General features: G+C 70.1%; 16 protein-coding genes. 11 read left to right on the top strand and 5 right to left on the bottom strand.

What is annotated here, in order from left to right:
• Positions 1 to 147 precede the first annotated feature (147 nt).
• Together lplAB and AC3A3J_RS02485 are read left to right on the top strand one after the other, a co-directional pair.
• Positions 148 to 1,197, top strand: a complete 1,050-nt coding sequence (gene lplAB / locus AC3A3J_RS02490; RefSeq protein ID WP_487670777.1) for a lipoate-protein ligase LplAB — start codon at positions 148 to 150, stop codon at positions 1,195 to 1,197.
• The gene (locus tag AC3A3J_RS02485; RefSeq protein ID WP_487670776.1) at positions 1,176 to 2,354 is read left to right on the top strand and encodes a DNA-methyltransferase; all 1,179 of its coding nucleotides are present in this window, start codon (positions 1,176 to 1,178) and stop codon (positions 2,352 to 2,354) included. Before lplAB ends, AC3A3J_RS02485 begins: the two co-directional genes overlap by 22 nt.
• A gap of 191 nt (positions 2,355 to 2,545) precedes the next feature.
• On the opposite strand, the gene AC3A3J_RS02480 is transcribed toward AC3A3J_RS02485, so the two are convergent.
• On the bottom strand, positions 2,546 to 3,949 hold the full coding sequence (locus AC3A3J_RS02480) for an NAD(P)/FAD-dependent oxidoreductase (RefSeq protein WP_487670775.1): 1,404 nt from the start codon (positions 3,947 to 3,949) through the stop codon (positions 2,546 to 2,548).
• A gap of 22 nt (positions 3,950 to 3,971) precedes the next feature.
• Positions 3,972 to 4,436, bottom strand: a complete 465-nt coding sequence (locus tag AC3A3J_RS02475; protein WP_487670774.1) for an Lrp/AsnC family transcriptional regulator — start codon at positions 4,434 to 4,436, stop codon at positions 3,972 to 3,974.
• A 208-nt stretch (positions 4,437 to 4,644) separates the two neighbouring features.
• On the opposite strand from AC3A3J_RS02475, the gene AC3A3J_RS02470 reads away from it, so the two are divergent.
• The 3 genes from AC3A3J_RS02470 to AC3A3J_RS02460 are packed head-to-tail and all read left to right on the top strand — an operon-like array spanning position 4,645 to position 8,068.
• On the top strand, positions 4,645 to 5,793 hold the full coding sequence (locus AC3A3J_RS02470; RefSeq protein WP_487670773.1) for an ROK family transcriptional regulator: 1,149 nt from the start codon (positions 4,645 to 4,647) through the stop codon (positions 5,791 to 5,793).
• 20 nt (positions 5,794 to 5,813) lie between these two features.
• Entirely contained in the window at positions 5,814 to 6,740 is a 927-nt protein-coding gene (locus AC3A3J_RS02465) for a polysaccharide deacetylase family protein (protein ID WP_487670772.1), read from the top strand.
• Entirely contained in the window at positions 6,737 to 8,068 is a 1,332-nt protein-coding gene (locus AC3A3J_RS02460) for an MFS transporter (RefSeq protein WP_487670771.1), read from the top strand. The genes AC3A3J_RS02465 and AC3A3J_RS02460 overlap by 4 nt, the downstream gene beginning before the upstream one ends.
• A gap of 4 nt (positions 8,069 to 8,072) precedes the next feature.
• Here the strand turns inward: AC3A3J_RS02460 and galE are convergent, their stop codons facing one another.
• A complete protein-coding gene (gene galE, locus AC3A3J_RS02455; protein ID WP_487670770.1) occupies positions 8,073 to 9,050 on the bottom strand; it encodes a UDP-glucose 4-epimerase GalE in 978 nt (325 codons plus the stop codon).
• Positions 9,051 to 9,152: 102 nt separating this feature from the next.
• A complete protein-coding gene (locus AC3A3J_RS02450) occupies positions 9,153 to 13,871 on the bottom strand; it encodes an FtsK/SpoIIIE domain-containing protein (protein ID WP_487670769.1) in 4,719 nt (1,572 codons plus the stop codon).
• Between the two features lie 102 nt (positions 13,872 to 13,973).
• Here AC3A3J_RS02450 and AC3A3J_RS02445 point away from each other — a divergent pair, with 102 nt between their 5' ends.
• From AC3A3J_RS02445 to AC3A3J_RS02425, 5 genes are all read left to right on the top strand, one after another.
• Positions 13,974 to 15,923 (top strand): alpha/beta hydrolase family protein, encoded by a 1,950-nt coding sequence (locus tag AC3A3J_RS02445; protein WP_487670768.1) that lies wholly within the window; start codon positions 13,974 to 13,976, stop codon positions 15,921 to 15,923.
• A gap of 17 nt (positions 15,924 to 15,940) precedes the next feature.
• The gene (locus tag AC3A3J_RS02440) at positions 15,941 to 16,444 is read left to right on the top strand and encodes a hypothetical protein (protein ID WP_487670767.1); all 504 of its coding nucleotides are present in this window, start codon (positions 15,941 to 15,943) and stop codon (positions 16,442 to 16,444) included.
• Between the two features lie 123 nt (positions 16,445 to 16,567).
• Positions 16,568 to 17,065: a hypothetical protein gene (locus tag AC3A3J_RS02435; protein ID WP_487670766.1), complete on the top strand. Its 498-nt coding sequence runs from the start codon at positions 16,568 to 16,570 to the stop codon at positions 17,063 to 17,065.
• 3 nt (positions 17,066 to 17,068) lie between these two features.
• A complete protein-coding gene (locus AC3A3J_RS02430; protein ID WP_487670765.1) occupies positions 17,069 to 17,383 on the top strand; it encodes a hypothetical protein in 315 nt (104 codons plus the stop codon).
• A 282-nt stretch (positions 17,384 to 17,665) separates the two neighbouring features.
• Positions 17,666 to 18,172, top strand: coding sequence for a hypothetical protein (locus AC3A3J_RS02425; protein ID WP_487670764.1), 507 nt, complete (start codon positions 17,666 to 17,668; stop codon positions 18,170 to 18,172).
• Positions 18,173 to 18,455: 283 nt separating this feature from the next.
• On the opposite strand, the gene pgm is transcribed toward AC3A3J_RS02425, so the two are convergent.
• A complete protein-coding gene (gene pgm, locus AC3A3J_RS02420; protein WP_487670763.1) occupies positions 18,456 to 20,099 on the bottom strand; it encodes a phosphoglucomutase (alpha-D-glucose-1,6-bisphosphate-dependent) in 1,644 nt (547 codons plus the stop codon).
• A gap of 68 nt (positions 20,100 to 20,167) precedes the next feature.
• On the opposite strand from pgm, the gene pheA reads away from it, so the two are divergent.
• The gene (pheA, locus tag AC3A3J_RS02415) at positions 20,168 to 21,118 is read left to right on the top strand and encodes a prephenate dehydratase (protein ID WP_487670762.1); all 951 of its coding nucleotides are present in this window, start codon (positions 20,168 to 20,170) and stop codon (positions 21,116 to 21,118) included.
• Positions 21,119 to 21,140 lie beyond the last annotated feature (22 nt).

Below are 21,140 nucleotides of genomic sequence, written 5' to 3'. Positions count from 1 at the left end.
GGCGCTCCCGCACCACCTCAACCCCCCACCCCCCAGCCCCCCGCCCGCCGCGATGCGGGATCGATATGTCAGGTCCAGGGCCCGGGAGCGTGCCATATCGATCCCGCACCGGGGGCGAACAGAGGGGGCGGGTCGTAGGCTGGGGAGGTGCACGGAGAATACAAGGTTCCTGGTGGGAAGCTCGTCGTCGTCGACCTCGAGGTCGAGAACGGCGCGATCGCGCAGTTCCGTCTGGCGGGAGACTTCTTCCTCGAACCCGACTCGGCGCTCGACGACATCAATGCCGCGGTGAACGGCCTGCCCGTCGAGTCGGATGCCTCGGCCATCAGCGCCGCGGTGCGGTCGGCGCTGCCCGAGGGCGCCCAGCTGCTCGGCTTCACGCCCGAGTCCGTCGGCACGGCGGTGCGCCGGGCGCTCGTCACGGCGCCGGGCTGGCGCGACTTCGACTGGGAGATCATCCACGACGAGGCCGTGTCGCCGCAGATGAACCTCGCCCTCGACGAGGTGCTCACCTCTCGGGTCGGCGAGGGGCGGCGTCGTCCGACGCTGCGCATCTGGGAATGGGATGCCTCGGCCGTCGTCATCGGCTCGTTCCAGTCGTATCGCAACGAGGTCGATCCGGAGGGCGCCGAGCGTCACGGCTTCGAGGTCGTGCGCCGTATCTCGGGCGGTGGGGCGATGCTCATCCCGCGGGGCCAGATCATCACGTACTCGCTGTACGTGCCCGCCTCGCTCGTCGCCGGCATGACGTTCGCCGACTCGTACGCGTTCCTCGACGACTGGGTGCTGCAGGCGCTGCGGTCTCTCGGGATCGACGCGACCTACCGTCCGCTCAACGACATCGCGAGCCCGACCGGGAAGATCGGCGGCGCCGCGCAGAAGCGCCTCGCCAACGGCGGCGTGCTGCACCACGCCTCTCTGTCGTACGACATCGACGGCCAGGTGATGACCGAGGTGCTGCGCATCGGGCGCGAGAAGCTGAGCGACAAGGGCACGACGTCGGCCGCGAAGCGCGTCGACCCGCTGCGCAGCCAGACCGGGCTGAGCCGCGAGGAGATCATCGACCGGTTCATCGCGACGTTCCGCTCGCTGACCGGAGCGGAAGACAGCACCGTGTCGCCCGACGAGCTCGCCGACGCCGAAGCACTCATCGAGTCGAAGTTCGCGACGGACGCGTGGCTGCACCGCGTTCCGTGACGCGGGACGAACCCGCAGACGCGCCAGAGGTCGAGGAGGGCGACGCGCCGGACGCCTCGGTCGTGCCGGGCGCCTCTGTCATGCCGGACTGCCGCGAGACTCGCGACGCGACGGACGCCGGTGACGGGGCAGTCACGCCGGATGCCTCGATCGTCCCGGACGTGTCGGTCGAGCCTGTGCGCCGGGGGTCGGTCTCGATCGTCGAGGGCGACAACCTCGCTGCTGCGCGCGCCCTGCCCGATGCCTCGTTCACGCTGGTCTACCTCGACCCGCCGTTCAACACCGGTCGCACCCGCGAGCGCCAGATCGTCACCGCCCGCCGGGCGGCACCACCTCAGGAGGCGTCGGATGCTGAGGGGGAATTCGGGCAGGATCCGGCCGCCGTGAACGCGTCGGTCCTGAGTGAGGGTGCGGCCGCGGCCGAGACGCCCGACGCGATTGCGAGCGAGGCGACCGGGGAGACGCCCGCGGCAGAGGTGCGTCACGGGTTCCACGGGCACCGGTACGAGCGGGTACGCGGCATGCTGCGCACCTACGACGACCGCTTCGACGACTACGGCGACTTCCTCATGCCGCGGTTGGAGGAGGCGTGGCGCCTGCTCGCCGACGACGGCACGCTGTACCTGCACCTCGACTACCGCGAGGCGCACTACGCCAAGGTCATGCTCGACGCGGTGTTCGGGCGCGACTCGTTCCTGAACGAGCTCATCTGGGCCTACGACTACGGCGCGAAATCGCGCCGACGCTGGCCCACGAAGCACGACACGATCCTGGTGTACGTCAAGAACCCCCGCACGTACTTCTTCGACTCCGACGAGGTCGACCGCGAGCCGTACATGGCGCCCGGGCTGGTGACGCCCGAGAAGGCGGCGCGCGGCAAGCTGCCCACCGACGTGTGGTGGCACACGATCGTGCCGACGACGGGGCGCGAGAAGACGGGGTATCCGACGCAGAAGCCCGAGGGCATCCTGCGGCGCATCATCCGTGCGTCGAGCCGCCCCGGTGACCGGGTGCTCGATCTCTTCGCCGGCAGCGGCACCACCGGAGCGGTCGCCTCGGCCCTCGGCCGCGACAGCGTGCTCGTCGACGACAACCCCGAGGCCGTCCGGGTGATGCGAGAGCGGATGCCCCACGCCCAGGTCACCCGCCTCGACTGAGCATCCGCCGCCGCTCAGCGCTCCGCGCCAGGTCCCGTCAGCACCTGCCGCCCCGCTCGGAAGGAGATCTCCCGCAGCGAACGAGCATTTCCCGGAGCTGCTCCTCGCATCGGCGAGATCTCCTTCTCAGGCGTTCACGCGTTCAGGCGTTCAGGCGTTCAGGCGTCAGGAGATCAGGCGCCCTCGGCGTCTCACGAGTCGAAGCCCATACCCAGGGCGTCGAGCGTCTTGAGGAACAGGTTTCGGCGCCCTCCGTTGTGGTCGGCGCGGTCCATCGCGGCGCGCACGAGGTTGATGCCGATCGCCGCCGCGGGCTCCGGGGGGAACGGCACCGGGCGCTCGCGCACCATCGCGAGCTCGGTGCGTTCGGTGGGCTGACCGGCGAGATGGTCGAGCATCACGTCGGCGGCGAACCGGGCCGCCCCGACCCCCAGTCCCGTGAACCCCGAGGCATACGCCACCCGGCCGCGCCGAGCGGTGCCGAAGAACGCGCAGAAGCGGCTCGACGAGTCGATCGCGCCGGCCCAGCGGTGCGTGAAGCGCAGGCCCTCGAGCTGCGGGAACGTCGTGAAGAAGTGCGAGGCGAGGCGGCGATGGCTCTCCATGCGGTTCTCGTACCGGGGTCGCACTTTACCGCCGAAGTGGTAGACCGCGTCGTAGCCGCCGAACAGGATGCGGTCGTCGTCGGTGAGCCGGTAGTAGTGGAACTGGTTGGCGCTGTCGGCGAGGCCCTGCCGGTGCGACCAGCCGATCGACGCGAGCTGCTCGGCGCTGAGCGGCTCGGTCATCAGCACGTAGTCGTAGACGGGGACCGTCATGAGCCGGTTGCGCCGCAGGAGCGAGGGGAAGACGTTGGTCGCGAGCGCGACGGCATCCGCCACCACTCGGCCCTGTGTGGTGACGACGGAGACCGGACCCGATCCGTCGCCTTCGAGACCGGTGACGAGGGAGCGTTCGTAGATCTCGACGCCCGATTCCGCTGCGACGCGCGCCAGTTCGAGTCCGAGCTTCGCGGGGTGCACGAGCGCGGTGTCGTCGCGGTCCCAGGCCCCGGCGAGGAAGGTGGGCGAGTGCACTTCGGCCTGCACGGCCTCGCGGTCGAGGAAGCCCGCCTCGTCGCGCAGCCACTCGACCTGGTGGGGCTCGACGGCGACGGCGAGCTGTCCGGTGCGGGCGAAGCCGGCATCCATCCCGTACCGCTGCACCGTCTCGCCGATGGCGTCGAGGTTCTCGCGCCCGAGCCGGGTGAGCGCGTCCATCTCGTCGGGCCAGCGATTCATGCCGTTCTCGTGCCCGTGGGTGAGGCTGGCCTCGCAGAATCCGCCGTTGCGCCCCGACGCGGCCCACGCCACCCGCGAAGCTTCGAGCAGCACGACGCGTCGTTCGGGGTCGCGTTCCTTTGCGCGCACCGCGGTCCACAGTCCGGCGTAGCCGCCGCCGACGATCACGAGGTCGGCGCGGGTCGTGCCGGTCAGGGAGGGGAAGGGGGTGCGGGTGACGTCGTCGAGCCAGAACACCGCGAAGGCCGTATCGCGCAGGGAGGCATCGATGACGGATGCCGGCGGCTGTCGACGCTCGAAGACGGTGGTTGCCATGGTGCTCTCCTCGGGGGACGCCTCAGCGCGTCCCCCAGTTGTAGAGGTCTTTGTAGAGGCCCGCATAGAGCAGGCTCTCGGTGTGGACGATGCCGGGGATGGTGCGGATGCGGGTCGAGATGAGGTCGACCAGGTGCTCGTCACTCTCGCAGATGGCCTCGGCGAGGATGTCGAAGCTGCCGAGCGTCACGACCACGTACGCCAGCTCGCTGATCTCGGCGAGGGCCTCCGCGATCGTGCGCGGGTCGCCGGTGACGCGGATGCCGATCATGGCCATGCGCGGGAAGCCGAGCTGCAGCGGGTCGGTGACCGCGACGATCTGGATGACCCCGGCCTCGGTGAGTCGCTGCACGCGTTGACGTGTCGCGGCCTCGCTGAGTCCGACCTCGCGCCCGATCTCGGCGTACGGTCGGCGGCCGTCTTCCTGCAGCAGCTCGATGATGCGCTTCGCGATGTCGTCGAGCGCGGGTGCCGGCTTCGTGACCATGCGTCGATCCTGGCAGGAGGAGGCGTTGATAGCAACAGATTTCGTCGTCTCGTGGCTGATTTCCAATGGTATTCGCAGGTGTGGCCGGCGCAGCGTGACATTTCCCGCACGGCACCGCGCACGGTCGTCGCCCCGCGGACCGGGTGGCGCTACCCCCGGCGAGGGCCGTATGGGAAAGTAGATCGACCGACCGGGGGACAGCCACCTCATGACCAGACCGCTCGCAGGGCCGCAGACGCTTCTGCGCGCCATCAACGGCCGCGCGATCCTCGAGTCGTTGGCGAACGACGGCCCCCAGACGCGCACCGATCTCATGGCCGCGACCGGTCTGTCGCGCACCGCGGTGTCGCAGGTGCTGCGGATGCTCGAGACGGCGGGCGCGGTCGCCCCGGCCGGAGTGGAACCCGGAGCACGCGGACCCGCCGCGGGGCGCGTCGGCCTCCATCCCGCGCTGGGGACCGCGGTCGCCGTGCACGTCGACCACCGCAGCGCCCACGTCGCCCTCGTCGATGCCACCGGGGCGGTGCGGGCCGAGCGGCACGGCGCCGTGGCAGAGCGGGACGACACCGCCCGCCGCGTCGACCGCATCGTCGCCCTGATCGACGAGTGCCGCGCCGAGGTCGGCGGGCCCGTGCATCTCGCGGTCATCGGCGTGCCCGGCATCGTGTCGGCCGAGGGCATGATCCGCAACGAGCAGGGCCCCGACGGCGGAGCGTTCCGCGCCGCGCTCACCGACCGGCTCGGATGCGCGGTGCGTATCGAGAACGACGTGAACCTCGCCGCCCTCGCCGAGCTCAGCCACGGCGTGGGGGCCGCGCTGTCGAGCTTCGCACTGCTGCTGGTCGACGACGGCCTGGGGGCGGGCATCATCATCGACGGTGCCCTGCACCGCGGAGCATCCGGTGTGGCGGGCGAAGTCACCTATGTTCCGCAGTCGCCGCTGCCGCTCGGCGCCCCGGTGCTCAACGACCAGGTGTACGCCGACCTCGCTCTCGTGAACGGCCTCGACCAGACGCTGCCGTTGCCCGTGCATCTGCGCGCCGCGGCAGAGGGCGACAGGGGTGCGCAGGCGATGGCCGCCGAGATCGGCCGACGCATTGCCGTCGTCGCCGGCACCATCAGCCTCGTGCTCGACCCCGAGGCGTTCGTGCTGAGCGGCTACGGCACGCACCCCGTGCTCGTCGAGGCCGTGCAGCGCACCGCCGAGCAGTACGCCCCGCGCCTGCCCCTGCGTTTCGAGCTCTCGGAGTTCGGGCCCGAAGCCCCGCTGCTCGGCGCGATCGGCGAAGCGTCGGCGGCGCTGCGCGCCACCCTGTTCACCCGCATCCTCTCCCCGGTCGAACGCACCGGGCACTGACTCCCCGCGACAGGACCCCGATGACCCCCCGCGCCGCCCTCACCCGCCGTCTCGGCCTGCCCGACGGCACCCGGGCGATCATCCTCAACGCCGACGACTTCGGCATGTGCCACGCGGCGAACGTGGCCATCGGCGAACTGCTCGACGCCGGCCGCATCGACTCGGCGACCGTGATGGTGCCGTGCCCGTGGGCACCCGAGGCCCTCGCCTTCGCCGCCGACCGCACCGACCTCGACGTCGGCGTGCACCTGGTGCTCACCAGCGAATGGACCCGATACCGCTGGCGCCCCCTCACCGGGGGGCCGACGCTCGTCGACCGCGACGGGTACTTCCCGGCGCAGACCGCCGCTGTCGAGAGTCGGGCGGCCGTCGGCGAGGTGGCTGCAGAGCTCGACGCGCAGCTGCAGGCCGCGCTCGCCGCGGGCGTCGACGTCACGCACCTCGACAATCACATGGGGTCGGTCTACGGGCTCGAGACCGGACGCGACTTCCTCGATCCGGTGTTCGCCCTCGCCGCGCGGCACGGCCTGCCGTTCCGCCTGCCGCGGCGCATGGACGGCGACGAGACCGACGCGGCGCTGCGCGAGAAGCTCGACGGTGCCGCCGCGGCCGCCGATGCACTCGGCATCGAGATCGTCGACCGGCTGTGGACGCATCCGTTCGAACTCGCCGGCGAGGGCACCGAGGTCGAGGAGACGTACGAGCAGGTGCGGGATGCCTTCGTCGCGCTGCTGCGCGCCGTGCCGGCCGGGGTGACCGAGATCTACCTGCATCCGATGGTCGACGGCGACGAGCTGCGCGCCGCGGTCGACTTCGCGGCCCCGAAGCGGGAGTACGAACGGCGGCTGCTGGAAGACCCGGTCGTGCTGCGCGCGATCGAGGAGGAGGGTCTCGTGCGCATCGGCTGGCGAGACCTGCGCGACCTGCAGCGAGGAGGAGAGCGATGAGCACCCTGACCGAGCGCCTGCGCGACCGCCGGCTCGACGCGGCGCCGAGTCGCGCGCAGTCGATCGCGTTCGGAGCATCCGGGTTCCCGACGCAGCTGATGACGCAGACGTTCTCGGCATTCGTCGTCTACTTCTACGTGTCGCACCTGGCCGTGCCCGCCGGGTGGGTGGCCGCCGCGATGATCGCGCACGGCGTGCTGAACGCGGTGCTCAACCCCATCGTCGGGGCCTTCTCCGATCGCCTGGGCACCCCCTGGGGGCGGCGCATCCCGTGGATCGGTCTCGGTATCGTGCCGCTCGTCGTCGCCTTCGCGCTGGTGTGGATGCCGCCCGCGCTGCCCGCCGCCGGACTCATCGTGTGGTTCCTCGCCGTCGTGGCCGTGTACGACATCGCCTTCGTCGTGGTGGTGCTGAACATCTCGGCGCTGTTCCCCGAGATCTTCCGCACGACCGATGAGCGCGCCCGCGGCAACGTTCCCCGGCAGATCTTCGCCATCCTCGGCATGATCCTCGGCACCGCCGGTGCGCCGCTGCTGTACGGGTCGGCGCTGGGCTGGCCCGGCATGGCGGTGGTGCTCGGCGGCGTGTGCCTGATCATCCTGGTGTGGTCGTTCGCCGGCGGCATGGTCGAGCGCCGCGTGCCCGAGGCGGCCGTCGCGTCGGCGATGCCGTGGCGCATGCAGATGCGGTACACCTTCGCGAACCGCGCCTTCGTGCCCTACGTCATCGGTTCGCTGTTCATCCAGACGTCGATCGCGGTCATCCTCGCGGCGCTGCCGTTCTACGTGCGCTACTCGCTGGGCGCCCCGGAGGCCGAGGGGAGCATCCTGCTCGGGGCAATCTTCGTGACAGCCATCCCGTCGATCGTGCTGTGGAGCGCGGTCGTGCGGCGCACCAGTCCGCGCACGGCTCTGCTGTGGAGCGTGGCGGTCTTCGGCATCGCGGTGCTCGGGTTCGTGCTGCCGCAGAGCATGTTGGCCGCCGCCCTGGTGGGCGTCGCCGCGGGCGTCGGCGTCGGCGGCCTGCTGCAGCTGCTCGAGGTGGTGCTCGCTCAGATCATCGATGAAGATGCCGTGCGTACCGGGCACCGGCGCGAAGGCGCCTACTTCGGCGTGAACGGCTTCATCGTGCGCGGGTCGGTCGTGCTGCAAGCCGTCGTCGTGGCCGTGGTGCTCACGGCATCCGGCTTCGACGCCACGTTCGGCGATGCGCAGCCCGACGCGGTCGACGGCGGCATCCGTCTGATGCTCGCCGTCATCCCCCTCGGGTTCACGGCGCTCGCCTGGCTCTGCTTCTTCCTCTATCCGATTCGCACCCGCGACCTCTGAGCCGTCAGTCGGCGGCGCGGCGGGCCTCCCAGCCCGTGCGCACCATCTCGTCGACCGAGTAGCGCATACGCCAGTCGAGGTCGCGGGCGGCGAGCTCGCCCGTCGCCACGATGCGGTCGGGGTCGCCCGGGCGGCGCGGCCCGATCTCGGGGGTGAAGGGGATGCCGGTGACCCGGGCGACGGCATCCATGATCTGCTTCACGCTGAGGCCGTCGCCGGAGCCCAGGTTGTACGCGGGCTCGATCGGCTCTCCGGCGGCGAGACGCCGGGCCGCGGCGACATGGGCGGCGGCGATGTCGCCGACGTGCACGTAGTCGCGCACGTTGGTGCCGTCGTCGGTGGCGTAGTCGTCGCCGTTGATGCGCGGCGTCTTGCCGGCGAGGAGCGCCTCGAACACGATGGGGAAGAGGTTGTGCGGGCTGACGTCGTACACCGTCGGATCGGCCGAGCCGACCACGTTGAAGTAGCGCAGCGAGGTGTGCCGCAGCGGCGCAGGGCCGTCGGCGGTGGCGATCGCCTGGTCGCGCAGCATCCACTCGCCGATCAGCTTCGACTCGCCGTACGGGCTGGCGGGCTTCTTCGCGGTGTCTTCGACGACGAGCGGCACATCGGGGGTGCCGAACACCGCAGCCGACGACGAGAACACCATGTTCGCGACGCCCGTCGCCTCCATTGCCTCGAGGATGACCCGCATGCCCTCGACGTTCTGCGCGTAGGTGTGCAGGGGGCGCTGCACCGAGACCCCGGCGTACTTGAAGCCTGCGACGTGGATGACGCCCTCGGCGTCGTGCGCCCGCAGGGTCTCTTCGACGAGGGCGCGGTCGAGGATGCTGCCCCGCACGAAAGGCACGCCCTCGGGCACGAACGATGCGACACCCGTCGACAGGTCGTCGAGCACGACCGGCGACAGGCCTGCGGAGGCGAGCGCGCGCACGACGTGCGATCCGATGTAGCCGGCGCCGCCGGTGACGATCCAGGACATGAGGTTCCTTCCCGCGCGCATCGGCACGACACACGCCTGCCCATTCTCGCAGGCGGCCGGCGTGCGCTCGTGTCGCCGGTCCCCGGTCGGTGCGTCCGAGGCTCACGGCAGGGCGACGTGCACCCCGGTGACGGTTCCCCCGCGGATCAGGTAGCCGCGGCCGGGTGGGAAGTCGGCGCGTCGGGCGCGCGGCACGTGGGCGGTGTACACGCTGGGCATATCGTTCACGTCGGGCTGCAGGGCGAGGCCCCACCGAGCGCCGCGGAGGGGACTCGCGAGGTCCCACACCGAGGTGAGCGTGGCATTCTCGCCTTCGACGACGACGGTGAGCTCGCTGCGGCGCAGCAGTTTCAGCAGCGTCGCGAGCGCCGACTCGTCGCCCGTGCCGTCGAACCCGCCGATGTCTTCGATCACCACGATGCCCTCGTGCTCCGGGCGGGGGAAGACGAGGGGTGCCGGGGCATCCGGAGCGCTCTCCGCGGAGTCGGCCGGGTCGGGGGAGGGTGTGCCGATCAGCGGCAGGGAGGAGAGGAGTGCGGTGGGTGCGCTGCGCGGCGTGCCGCCGAGCGCGAGCGTCAGCGCGTCGATGAGCTGTCGGCGCTGGCCCGGCGCATCGCCGCGATGCGTCCACGGGTGAGCGTCGGCGAGCGCCGAGGGGCGGGGAGCGAGGAGCACCAGGTCCAGCGGGCGGCCGCGGTGCTCGGCATGGTTTCGACGGGCGGTGAGGATGCTGCGCACCGCCGTCGTGCGTCCAGAGCCGGCGGGACCCGTCACGAGCATCATGCCGTCACCGGGCACCTCGACGGGGGTGAGGCGCGTGGTCTCGACCGCGAAGGCGGCAGCGCTCGCCGTGCTCGGCAGCGCGGATCGGAGCAGCACCGACGGCACCTCGGGGATGCCGGGTGCCGCCGGCACGCCCCGGTCGCGGAGGGCTGCGCCGAGGTGTGCGAGAGCCGCGTCGACGGCGTCGGCGTCGACAGCGGGAGGCGGCGTGGGCGTGGCAGGGGCGGTGGGCCTGGCGGCTGCGGTGGGCCTGGCGGCTGCGGCGGGAGTGGCGGAAGCGGCGGAAGCGGCGGGAGTGGCGGAAGTGGCGTCGGCGTCGGGGGTGGTGCCCGCGTCGATCGTGGGCACCGCGAACTGAATCTCGCAGCCCGACGGCAGGTGCATGGCGCGCCCGGGAGGCGCCGCCCGCAGCATGTCGAGCGAGGCGCCGACCATGCCGTAGTCGGCGTCGGCGGGCATCCGCAGCACGAAGGTCTCGCCGATCCCGGCGGCGATCGCGCCGGGCAACGTCATCGCCCGCTCGCTGGCGATGACGACGTGCACGCCCGCGTGCCGCCCTGTCCGCACGATCTCGATGAGCGACGTGAACACGGCGCCGTCGGTGGCATGGTGCTCGTACGCGTCGCGGAACGCCCCGAACCCATCGACCAGCAGCAGCACGGGCGACGACGGCGGGTCCCCGGCCTCCCGGGCGTCGATGAGATCGCGCAGCATTCCCAGCAGACGGGCGGTGCGATCGACGTCGTCGGCCGGCACGACATCGCCCGTCGCGGGCAAGGCGAGGAGGGTCGACAGGCGACCACCGGCCGCATCGATCCCGTAGATGCGGGTGCGCTCGTCGGCGTGGAGCGCGGCCACCGCGACGGTGACGAGCGCTGTCGTCTTCCCTGCGCCGGGTGCTCCGAACAGGGCGATGTTGCCCGCCGCGCCGAGGTCGACGACCTGATAGACCTGCCGCTGTCGTGCGGGGTCGTCCCGCCGTCCGACGGTGAGGTGCCGGGGGTCGGCGGGCGGAGCATCCGCCTCGCGCTCGCCCGGCAGGGGGAGCACGGCGGGCAGTTGATCGACCCAGGGCCGTCGGGGAGGGCGGATGCCGACGCTCTCCGCGGCGGCGCGGATGTTCGCGACGAGGCGCTCGATGTCGCGGCCCTTCTCCGCGCGCGTGCCGTCGGTCGAGGTGCGCTCCGCCGCGACGGCCCAGGGCCGTGCCGGGCCGATGGTGAGGTCGGCCACGTCGATCGCGTCGCGCCGCACCTGGTCGGAGCGGCCCCCGAGGTAGGCGGTCTGGAAGTGCACGACGCGGCCCGCGCCGATCTTCACCACCGCGCGCCCCGGGGTCTCCGGGGCGAAGTGCGAGGCATCCGGGATGCCGATGACGTCGGTGCTGTCGCTCGCGTCGGCCATGCGCAGGGCGATGCGCAGGTTGGTGTTCGCGCGCAGGTTGTCGCCGATGACCCCCGCGGGCCGCTGCGTGGCCATGACCAGGTGCAGGCCCAGGGAGCGGCCGCGCTGCGCGATGTCGATCACCCCGTCGACGAACTCGGGGATCTCCTTCGCGAGGGCGGCGAACTCGTCGATGACGATGAGCAGCAGGGGAGGGGCGGCCGTGTCGGAGCGGCGTTCGAGGCCTGCGAGGTCTTTCGCGCCGTGGGCGTTCAACACCTCCTCGCGGTGGCGCAGCTCTGCGCGCAGGGAGGTGAGGGCGCGGCGTACGAGGTGCTGATCGAGGTCGGTGACGAGGCCGACGGTGTGGGGCAGCGAGACGCAGTCGGCGAACGCGGCGCCGCCCTTGTAGTCGACGAGCAGGAAGGTGAGGCGATCGGGGGAGTATGCGGCGGCGAGCGAGAGGATCCAGGTCTGCAGGAACTCCGACTTGCCGGCGCCCGTCGTGCCGCCGACCAGGGCGTGGGGGCCGTGGGTGCGCAGGTCGATCTCGACCGGACCGGCGTCGCTCTGCCCGACGCGCGCCGCGAGGGTGCCGGGGTCGCGGTCGGCGCCGGGGGTCCAGCGGCTCGTGAGCGAGTCGGTCGCCTCCCAGGCGGCGATCACCTCGCGCGGGTCGTCGAGCAGGCTGCGTCGACCGATGTCGGCGAGGGTCACGCTGCGCGGCAGGTCGCTCTCGTCGAGCACCCGGGCGCCCGCGTCGACGACGGGTGTCAGGCTGCGGGCGAACGACTCCGCGGCGGGGATGTCGATGCGTTCGACCGTGTCGAGGGGCACGATGGTGCCGGAGCGCACGAAGTGGGCGCTCGGCGTGGAGGTGGTGGCGTCGACCGACGTGCGGCATGCCGCGGGGATCGCCGAAAGGCTCGGCGCCGTCCAGATGACGTGCACCCCGGCATCCGGTCCGTCCTCCGCGAGTCCCACCAGGCGGGTGAGATCGTGGTCGTCCTCGCCCACGACCACCAGCACGACGATCGTCGGCAGCAGGGGCGACTTCTTCACGGCGGCGAGCCGCTCATCGGTGTCGGTCGCCCTCGACTGCTCGCGCGAACGGATGGTGCGCGCGGCGGCGGCCGAACGGGTCGCGATGAGCCCCTCGAGCTCGGTGAGCAGCAGGGCGCGATCCCGCGCGGATGCCGTCAGGTGGGCGGAGCGGATCGGGCTGTACACCGAGTCGACGTGCGGCACCCATTTCACCCAGTCCCAGTCGCCGCTCGACGCGGACTCTGACAGGAACGCGGTGAAGACGACATCGGCGGGGGAGTGCAGCGCGAACAGCTGCACCAGCATCGACCGGGTGATCGAGTCGGCCCACACGCCCTCGCCCGCGACGCCGATCGAACCGCTGAGGTCGAGCCGCTCGAGCACCGGCACGTCGGAGACCGTGGAGAGGGCGGTGTGGGCATCCTCCAGCATTCGCCAGTCGTCGGTCGTGGCGGATCCGCGCGACGGCAGGCTCAGGGTGGTGCGGCTGGGGAGCGCGCCGCTGCCCAGCCGGATCTCGAGGTACGAGCGGTGCTCGGCGCGCCGCGTCCAAAGCACCGCCGTGCGGTCGTGAGCGGCGACGAGCAGCTCGGCGAGCGGCAGGCTCTCGAGCTGGCGGGCCGGCCGTTCCTCGTTATGGCGGCGCTCGACCTCGGCACGCACGTCGTCGAGCGTCGCGGCGAACTCGCGCCGCTGCTTCTTCAGGCGACGCTTCTGCCCGATGCGCCCGTCGAGCCAGCTGCCGACCATGATGAGCGGCGAGAGCGCGACGAAGACGATGCTCAGCGCCGACTGGGTGACGGCGAACAATCCGGCGCCCATGGCGAGCGGCGCCACCATGGCGACGAGCGGGAAGCGGGCCGGCTCGGCGGGCGTCGGCGGCGTGGGGAGGTCGAGCGGGTCGGGGGCGTAGACCGGGTCGACGCGGGGTGAGCGCTGATGACGGACGGTCGCGCGCTCGCGCGGCGCGGCCGGGCCACGGGTCGCCACGGGGTCGATACGCACGCGCACCTCGCCGAGGCGCAGCACGGTCGGCCGCGCGAGGGCGAGCGGGCGGGTGAGGCGGCGAGGGATGCCGGTGTCGTCGAAGACCTTGACCCCGTTCGCCGAGCCGAGGTCGCGGACGGTGCGCTCGCTCTCGGTGGCCGTCACCACCGCGTGGTGTCGTGAGACGCTCCGGTCGCGCAGCTCCACGCGGTTGGTGCGATCGCGACCGATACCGTTGTCGCCTTCGACGAGTGTGAAGCGCGCGTGTGCCTGCGCCCCGTCGAGCACTTCGAGGTGCGCGGTCGGCGGCACCGCATGCTGCGCCGTTCCGGCATCCTGCTCGCGGATCACCTCGATCACGGCGCCCGTGCGCAGGCCCGCCCGGCCGAGGGGATCGTCGGGGTCGAGCACCAGGGGCCGGTCGTGACGCCGGTGCACCTGCACCGTCAGGGGGAGCGTGCGGTCGACCGCGAACGGCAGCAGCGTCTGATCGCCGCCTCCCGCCCGGATCAGGGTGCGGGCGAGCTCGCCGATCGTGGCCGTGACATCGGCCGTCACGACGATGTCGCGGGCGGTCGTGCCGCCCGTCGGCTCGGTCGCGAGCAGCGAGAACTTCAGCCTCACAGAACCCCCAGGTGTGCGCGCTCGGTGTTATCCACATGACGGTATAGCGACCGCATGCGTTCCTGTAACGTACACGAACGAGGACGTCGGGAGAGGAGAGTCATGGCAGCTGGGGATACCGCGCTGGCGGGAGATTCGGGTTCGGTTCGCGACGTCGGTTCCGACCTGCGAGGGCGCACGTTCGGAACCGACGTGGGGGCCAAGCTCATCGACGCGGCCTACCAGCTCGGGCTGCAGTCCGGCGCGGCGGTGTCGGTCGACCGCATCACGGCCGTGATCCAGTCAGCTCTCGCGCCGGCCGGGCTGGTGCAGGTGGCCGACCTGGCATGGGGAGACGCCGCCGAATCGTACGGCGCGCAGATGGAGGACATCGCTCGTCGTGCGAGCAGCGAACAGGTGACCCTCGCCTTGGCGAAGGTCGCAGCGGCGGCGTCGCAGAAGGCTCTGAGCGAGGCCAGTGCGGCCGATGCCGACGACGCGGATGCTCAGCGCGAGCGCCGAGGACTCATGAACCAGGCCGAGCACGCCGGCGATGCGGTCGCCGCGTCGGAGCAGCGCTTGATGGCGCTGGACGAGGAGCGCCGCGGTATCGACGCGACGGCGGCGACGGCGCTCGCCGAGGCGGTGGCGCAGTACACCGCGATTCGTTCCGCCCTGCCGTCGGCGCCGCAGCTGTCGGCCGGTGTGGAGGTGTCGGTGGCGATGCCCGACGGCACGGTGCGGTCGTTCTCGGCCGTCGACCTCGCGAAGCTGAAAGACCCCGCGGCCATCCGCGCGGTGTGGGATGCGATGACCCCCGAGCAGCGTGACGCTCTGATCACCGACTACCCGATGCTGATCGGCAACCTCGAAGGCATCCCGCTGCGCGACCGCAACACCGCCAACGTCATCACCGCCCAGGCCCATCGCGCCGAGCTCGAGAAGCAGATCGAACTGCTGTCAGCGCTGTGGAAACAAGGCCAGAGCGTCGAGATAAACGACCCGATCGCCGCGACCAAGGTCGCCGATCTCGAAGGTCTCATCGCCGACCTGAAGGGCGAGGTCAAAAGCATCGACGCGATGCTCGGCGACCGCAACGAGAAGTATGCAGGCAAGGGGGATGGGGGCAGCCAGGCGTTCGGTGAATTCCTGGTTCGCAACGAAGACGGGACGCCCCTCCTAAGCGCGGGGACCGTCCTCGTCGCTTTCAACCCCATGCGGGACAGTCTCATCACCTACCAGGGCGCCTTGGATTCGCAGACAGGAGACGTCCCGGCCTGGATGGAGCAGGTTGGCGTCGTCGTTCCGGGCTCGAACTCACGCCTTGCGGCATTCGCGGCGGATCTCGACCGAACAAAGAGGCTGATGGCTGCTTCAGACGCTCACACGGCGTATTTCACATGGCACGGATCGCCGTTGCCGCAGTTCGACCTCAATCACTTCAATGAGCCTGCGCAGCAGGGATTCGCGGATGTCGGCGCGCCGCGACTCGCCGTTTTCGTTAACAGTCTGCGACTCGCCCCCGATACGGCCCTTGTACCGATCGCGCACAGCTATGGGTGTCCTCTGTTGGGCCAAGCTGAACTCCTTGGCTTGAAAGCTGATCGAGTGGTGTACGTCGCGCCAGCAGGGCTGGGGCACAACGTCACTGGTGTGCAGGACTTCCCGGAAACGCGGGACGTGCCGCATTTCGTGCTGCAGTCACGCAACGACGGTGCCGTCGGATGGAACCAGGGCATCCCGGCGGGTAGCGCCGGTCATGGCCCTGCCGACCCTCTTGCCGGAAACGGCATCACGCGATTGGAAACCGGGTTCCTCGACGCCGATGACCCCTCCAGCGGGACGATCGAGAGCACGGGGCGGATGCCCAGCCACACGGCCGTGTTCGAACCAGGCAGCACGTCGATGAGGAACATCGTCAACGTGGTGACGGGCGCGCCCGTCTCGCTCTACCACCCCGACGAGGTGAGGTACCGCGGCAGCAATGGCGGGCCCGCCATGGACTTCCGTAGCGGGGCGGCTCAACCGGAGGAACTCATCTCTCCGATCACGCTGGAGGAGGTCGACGAGTGACAGGGGCCCGACGCTTCATGCTCATAGTCCTCGCCCTGGCGGCGACGTGCTCGATGGCGGCGTGCGCCGTCAGTGGAAGGGAAGCCATCGCCGTGCAGGAGCGTCAACTGGAGGAATTCATCGCGCAAGCCGACGGGGCGGGCGGTGAGATCATTGCGCAGATCCCGCAAGAGGAACTGCTCCCGGACCAAGATCCGGTCCTTTTCGGTGGGGTGCAACTCGTCAGCGACTATTACGAGGAGTGGCCGAAGTATTACTACTGGGCTCAGATCGTTGTTCTTCGACCGGATGGCCCCCGCGGTCCGGCGCGGGTGGCTGATGACCTCGAACCATGGTTGGAAGAGCAGGGCTGGAAGCGGAACACCGACAGCGAGTTTCCTCCGACGGAGGAGTACTTCGAGCGCGACTACTTCCGGAACGGTTATCACCTCATCGTCCGCGTGGACACGGTGCCGCCGCCCGACGCGCAGACCCTGATGTTCACCATCGTCACTCCGCACACCGATCCGCAGCGCGGGTAGGCCGCGATGTCATCGACGGCACAGAGGTGGCCTCTTCCAGAACGCCATACAGGCGCCGTATCCCGACGCGGCGCCGGATCGGACCTCGTCTCGATAAGGACGGGAAAGCGCCGGATCGTTGCCATGGTCTTTCTCGCGCTCTCGGCGGTTCTCTTCTCCGGGTGCGCGACGTCCCCTAAGGAGGCGATCCCCGTGCAGGAGAGTCAACTCGAGGAGTACATCGCGCAAGCCGACGGGGCTGGCGCTGAGATTCTCGAGCAGATCCCGCAAGAGGAACTGCTCCCGGACCACGACACGGGAAATCTCGGTGGGGTGCGGCTTGTAAGCGACTACTACGAAGAGTGGCCGAAGTACTACTACTGGGCGCAGATCGTCGTGCTCAAAGCAGACGGTCCTCGCACTCCGACGCAGGTGGCTGACGACTTGGAGCCGTGGTTGGAGGAGCAGGGCTGGATGCGGAACACCGACCGCGAATTCCCTCCGTCGGACGAGTCTTTCGAGCGGCACTACTACCGGGACGGTTACCACCTCATCGTCCGTGCGTATACAATTCCCCCGCCCCACGCCCAGAAACTCATGTTCACCATCGTCACCCCGCACACCGATCCGAGCGGCGGCTAGAGCATGCGAACGCACAACGACCCGACTCGACTGTGGCCCGCCGCGCGGCAGGCGCTGGTATCCGCCGTCGTCGCCTGGCTGTTGATCTGGCCGATCGGGGTGTTCGTGATCACTCTCTTCTTCATCCCGGGCATCGCCGTGGTCGGCTTCCTCCTGCTGCTCGCGCCGTTCGGTGTCGCGATGCTCCTCGGCGGACGGCTGGCCGACCGGGCATCCGGCGGGAACCGGGTCGCGCTGCGAGTAGGAATCGTCGGCGTCCTCGCCTGGATCGCCTTCGGGATCGCCCTGATGGCCCTCCTCACCGGCGGCTTCAGCTAACTCCCCCCCAACACAGACTCCCGTCGCACTTTCTGTCGCCCGCACGCGGCGGGAGCGACAGAAAGTGCGACGGGAGCGAGAGAAGCGTGGGGCCAGCCGATTCAGCGAGGGTGTGCGAGTCGGTTATCCACAGGCGTGCTGCAACGCCGGATGCGTTCGGCTACCGTACTCGGGCGTCAACACCCGGCGTCCGCCGGGGACGGCTTCGGGACTCGTCCGAGGGAATGCAGGGGCGGAATATTCAAGCCGAAGCGAAACGGACGGGTTCGCAACGAGACGGGAGTGAAAGTGCTTTCGGTATGGAAGACGATCGAGTCATGGGTCCAGAAGGTGTGGGATATGACTGCTCCCCCGGCAACCCCAAAAGAATCTGCCCCCTTCTCTACCAGCGATCTCTGGAATAAGGCGAAGCCGACGGTGTCGCCAGAAAGAGGTAGAAGCACCTATATCCGTGACCTTGAGGACCTATACACCACCATCGAGGACTACTTTCGCGGGCGCGGCGGGCCTAGGTCGATGCGGTCGTCAGACAATTCGGTGAAGCTGTTGTTGTATGGGGTGGAAGTGTTCTACGTATCGCTGCCCACCAGTTCACGCGAAGGGATCAGTTTCCAGTTCGAAGTTTCGTCGTCGGTGCGAACACAGAATTTCTTCGACGTCCGGCTTGGCTCGGTGGAGAACACGCGTCGGGACGTTGAGAGAGCTTTCGACGTGATTGATCGCTTCGCTCGCCTTCATCTGCCGGATAAGTACCTTGCAGCGTGGGCGTTTGCCGCCGATCGTTCCTGAGGCTGAATGCAGGCAACTCCCTCGCTGTTACTGAAGGCCTTGAGAGGGCATTCACCGGGCGTTCGCGATGCTCAATCGGTTCGCGAGACTCCGTCTTCCCGAGAAGTATCTCGACGCCTGGGATGCCTCCCATTCCGAGGCGAGCGACGCGTAAGCCGAGCGGTCAGCCCCCGCGGCCCCGCCAACTCCCCCCAAATCACAACTCCCGTCGCACTTTCTGTCGCCCGCACGCGGCGGGAGCGACAGAAAGTGCGACGGGAGCGGGGAGTGGCGCAGGGAGGGGTCAGGCCCCCAGCGCCGCCGACACCACGGCGCGAGCCTCGGCCTGCACCTCGGCGAGGTGCTCGGGGCCGCTCAGGCTCTCGGCGTAGAGCTTGTAGACGTCTTCGGTGCCCGAGGGGCGCGCGGCGAACCACGCGTGCTCGGTCTGCACCTTGAGGCCGCCGATCGCCGCACCGTTGCCGGGAGCGTGCGACAGCTTGGCCGTGATCTCCTCGCCGGCGAGCGTCGTGGCCGTGACCGACTCGGGGGCGAGCTTGCCCAGCGTCGCCTTCTGCTCGGGTGTGGCCGGAGCATCCACCCGCTGGTAGGCCGACGAGCCGAAGGCCTGTTCGAGCTCGGCGTAGCGCTCCGACGGCGTCTTGCCGGTGACGGCGATGATCTCGGCCGCCAGAAGACACAGCAGGATGCCGTCCTTGTCGGTCGACCACACGCTGCCGTCCTTGCGTAGGAACGACGCACCCGCCGACTCCTCGCCACCGAACGCGACGGATCCGTCGAGCAGCCCCGGCACGAACCACTTGAACCCGACCGGAACCTCCAGCAGACGGCGGCCGAGCGACTCGGCGACGCGGTCGATGATCATCGACGAGACGAGCGTCTTGCCCACGGCCGCGTCACGCGGCCACTCGGCGCGGTGCGAGAACAGGTAGTCGATCGCGACGGCCAGGTAGTGGTTGGGGTTCATGAGGCCGGCGTCGGGCGTCACGATGCCGTGGCGGTCGGCATCCGCATCGTTGCCCGTGAGCACGTCGAAATCGCCCTTCTTGGCGACCAGCGATGCCATCGCCGACGGCGACGACGGATCCATGCGGATCTTCTCATCCCAGTCGAGCGTCATGAAGCGCCACGTCGGGTCGACCTCGGGGTTCACGACGGTGAGGTCGAGCTCGTAGACCTCGGCGATCAGCGCCCAGTACTCGACGGATGCTCCGCCCAGCGGATCGGCCCCGATGCGAACGCCCGCGCGGCGGATCGCGTCGACGTCGATGATCGACGAGAGGTCGCGCACGTAGGCGTCGCGGAAGTCGTACGTGCCGAGGGTGTCGCCGTCGAGGTCGGCGAAGCGCACCCGCTTGACCCCCTCGAGTCCGTTCTCGATGAGCTGGTTCGCGCGGTCGGCGATCCAGCCGGTCGCGTCGGTGTCGGCCGGACCGCCGTGCGGGGGGTTGTACTTGAACCCGCCGTCGCGCGGCGGGTTGTGCGATGGAGTGACCACGATGCCGTCGGCCTGACCCGTGGTGCCCGTCTCGGTGCGGCGGTTGTGGGTCAGGATGGCGTGGCTGAGCGCGGGGGTCGGTACCCACGAGTCGCGGGAGTCGACGCGCACGTCGACGCCGTTCGCCACGAGCACCTCGATCGCGCTGCGCTCGGCGGGCAGCGACAGGGCGTGCGTGTCGCGGCCGAGGAACAGCGGGCCGGTGATGCCCTGCGCGGTGCGATAGTCGACGATCGCCTGCGTGGTGGCGAGGATGTGGTTCTCGTTGAAGCTGCCGCTCAGCGACGATCCGCGATGGCCGCTGGTGCCGAACGCGACGCGCTCGGTGGCGACGTCGGGGCGCGGGGCGCGGTCGTAGTACGCGGCGATCAGCTCGTCGACATCGATCAGGTCGCTTTCCTCCGCGGGGAGGCCGGCACGGCTCGTCATGCTCTCAGTCTGCACCTGCGCTGCACTGCGGCGAAACTCCGCGTCGGGGCTTGACGCGGCGCTATAAGGTGAAACGCGTGACCGAACGCCGCACCTACAGCTATCTGGGACCCGCAGGAACGTTCACGGAGGCGGCGCTCGACCAGGTGGCGGAGGCCCGCGGTCAGGATTGGCGGCCCGTGCACAACGTCGGCGAAGCGCTCGCCGACGTGCTCGAGGGACGCAGCCACGCCGCCATGATCGCGATCGAGAACTCGATCGAGGGCGGCGTATCGACCACGCAGGATGCTCTCGCGACGCTGCCCGGTCTGCGGATCGTCGGCGAGTACCTGGTGCGCGTGAACTTCGTGCTTGTGGCGCCGCGAGGCACGACGATCGACGACGTCACCGTGATCGCCGCCCACCCCGTCGCTTACGCGCAGTGCCACGGCTGGCTGGGCGAGAACATCCCGGCGCACTCGCACGTGCCCGCGTCGAGCAACGTCGCGTCGGCGATTGGCGTACTCGACGGCTCGTCGCCCGCGCAGGCCGCGATCGCCGCGCCCGGCATCGTGCAGCACTACGACGTCGACGTGCTCGCCTCGGGCATCGGCGACAACGCCAACGCCGTCACCCGGTTCGTGCTCGTGTCGCGCACGACCGCTCCGCCGGCTCCGACCGGGGCCGACAAGACCTCGCTCATCGTCGAGCTGCCGCACGACCATCCGGGCTCGCTGCTCGAGATGCTCGAGCAGTTCTCGACCCGCGGCATCAACCTGTCGCTCATCGAGTCGCGCCCGATCGGTGACGAACTCGGGCGCTACCGCTTCGTGATCGACGCCGACGGACACATCGAGCACGAGCGCATGGCGGATGCGCTCCTCGGCATCCGTCGCTTCAGCCCCCGGGTGGTGTTCCTCGGGTCGTACCCGCGAGCCGACCGGCGCATCGTGCACTACCCCGAGCGCTACGCCGACGAGGTCTTCGTCGAGGCGCGCGACTGGCTCCGCGGCCTCGTCTCCGGCGAGCCCGAGTCCTGACCCCCGCCCCCGCCCGCCCCCC

This window comes from Microbacterium sp. Soil_N32, assembly GCF_057655505.1.
Note: the sequence above shows the minus strand (reverse complement) of the source record. Positions and strands in the feature narration are given on the sequence as shown.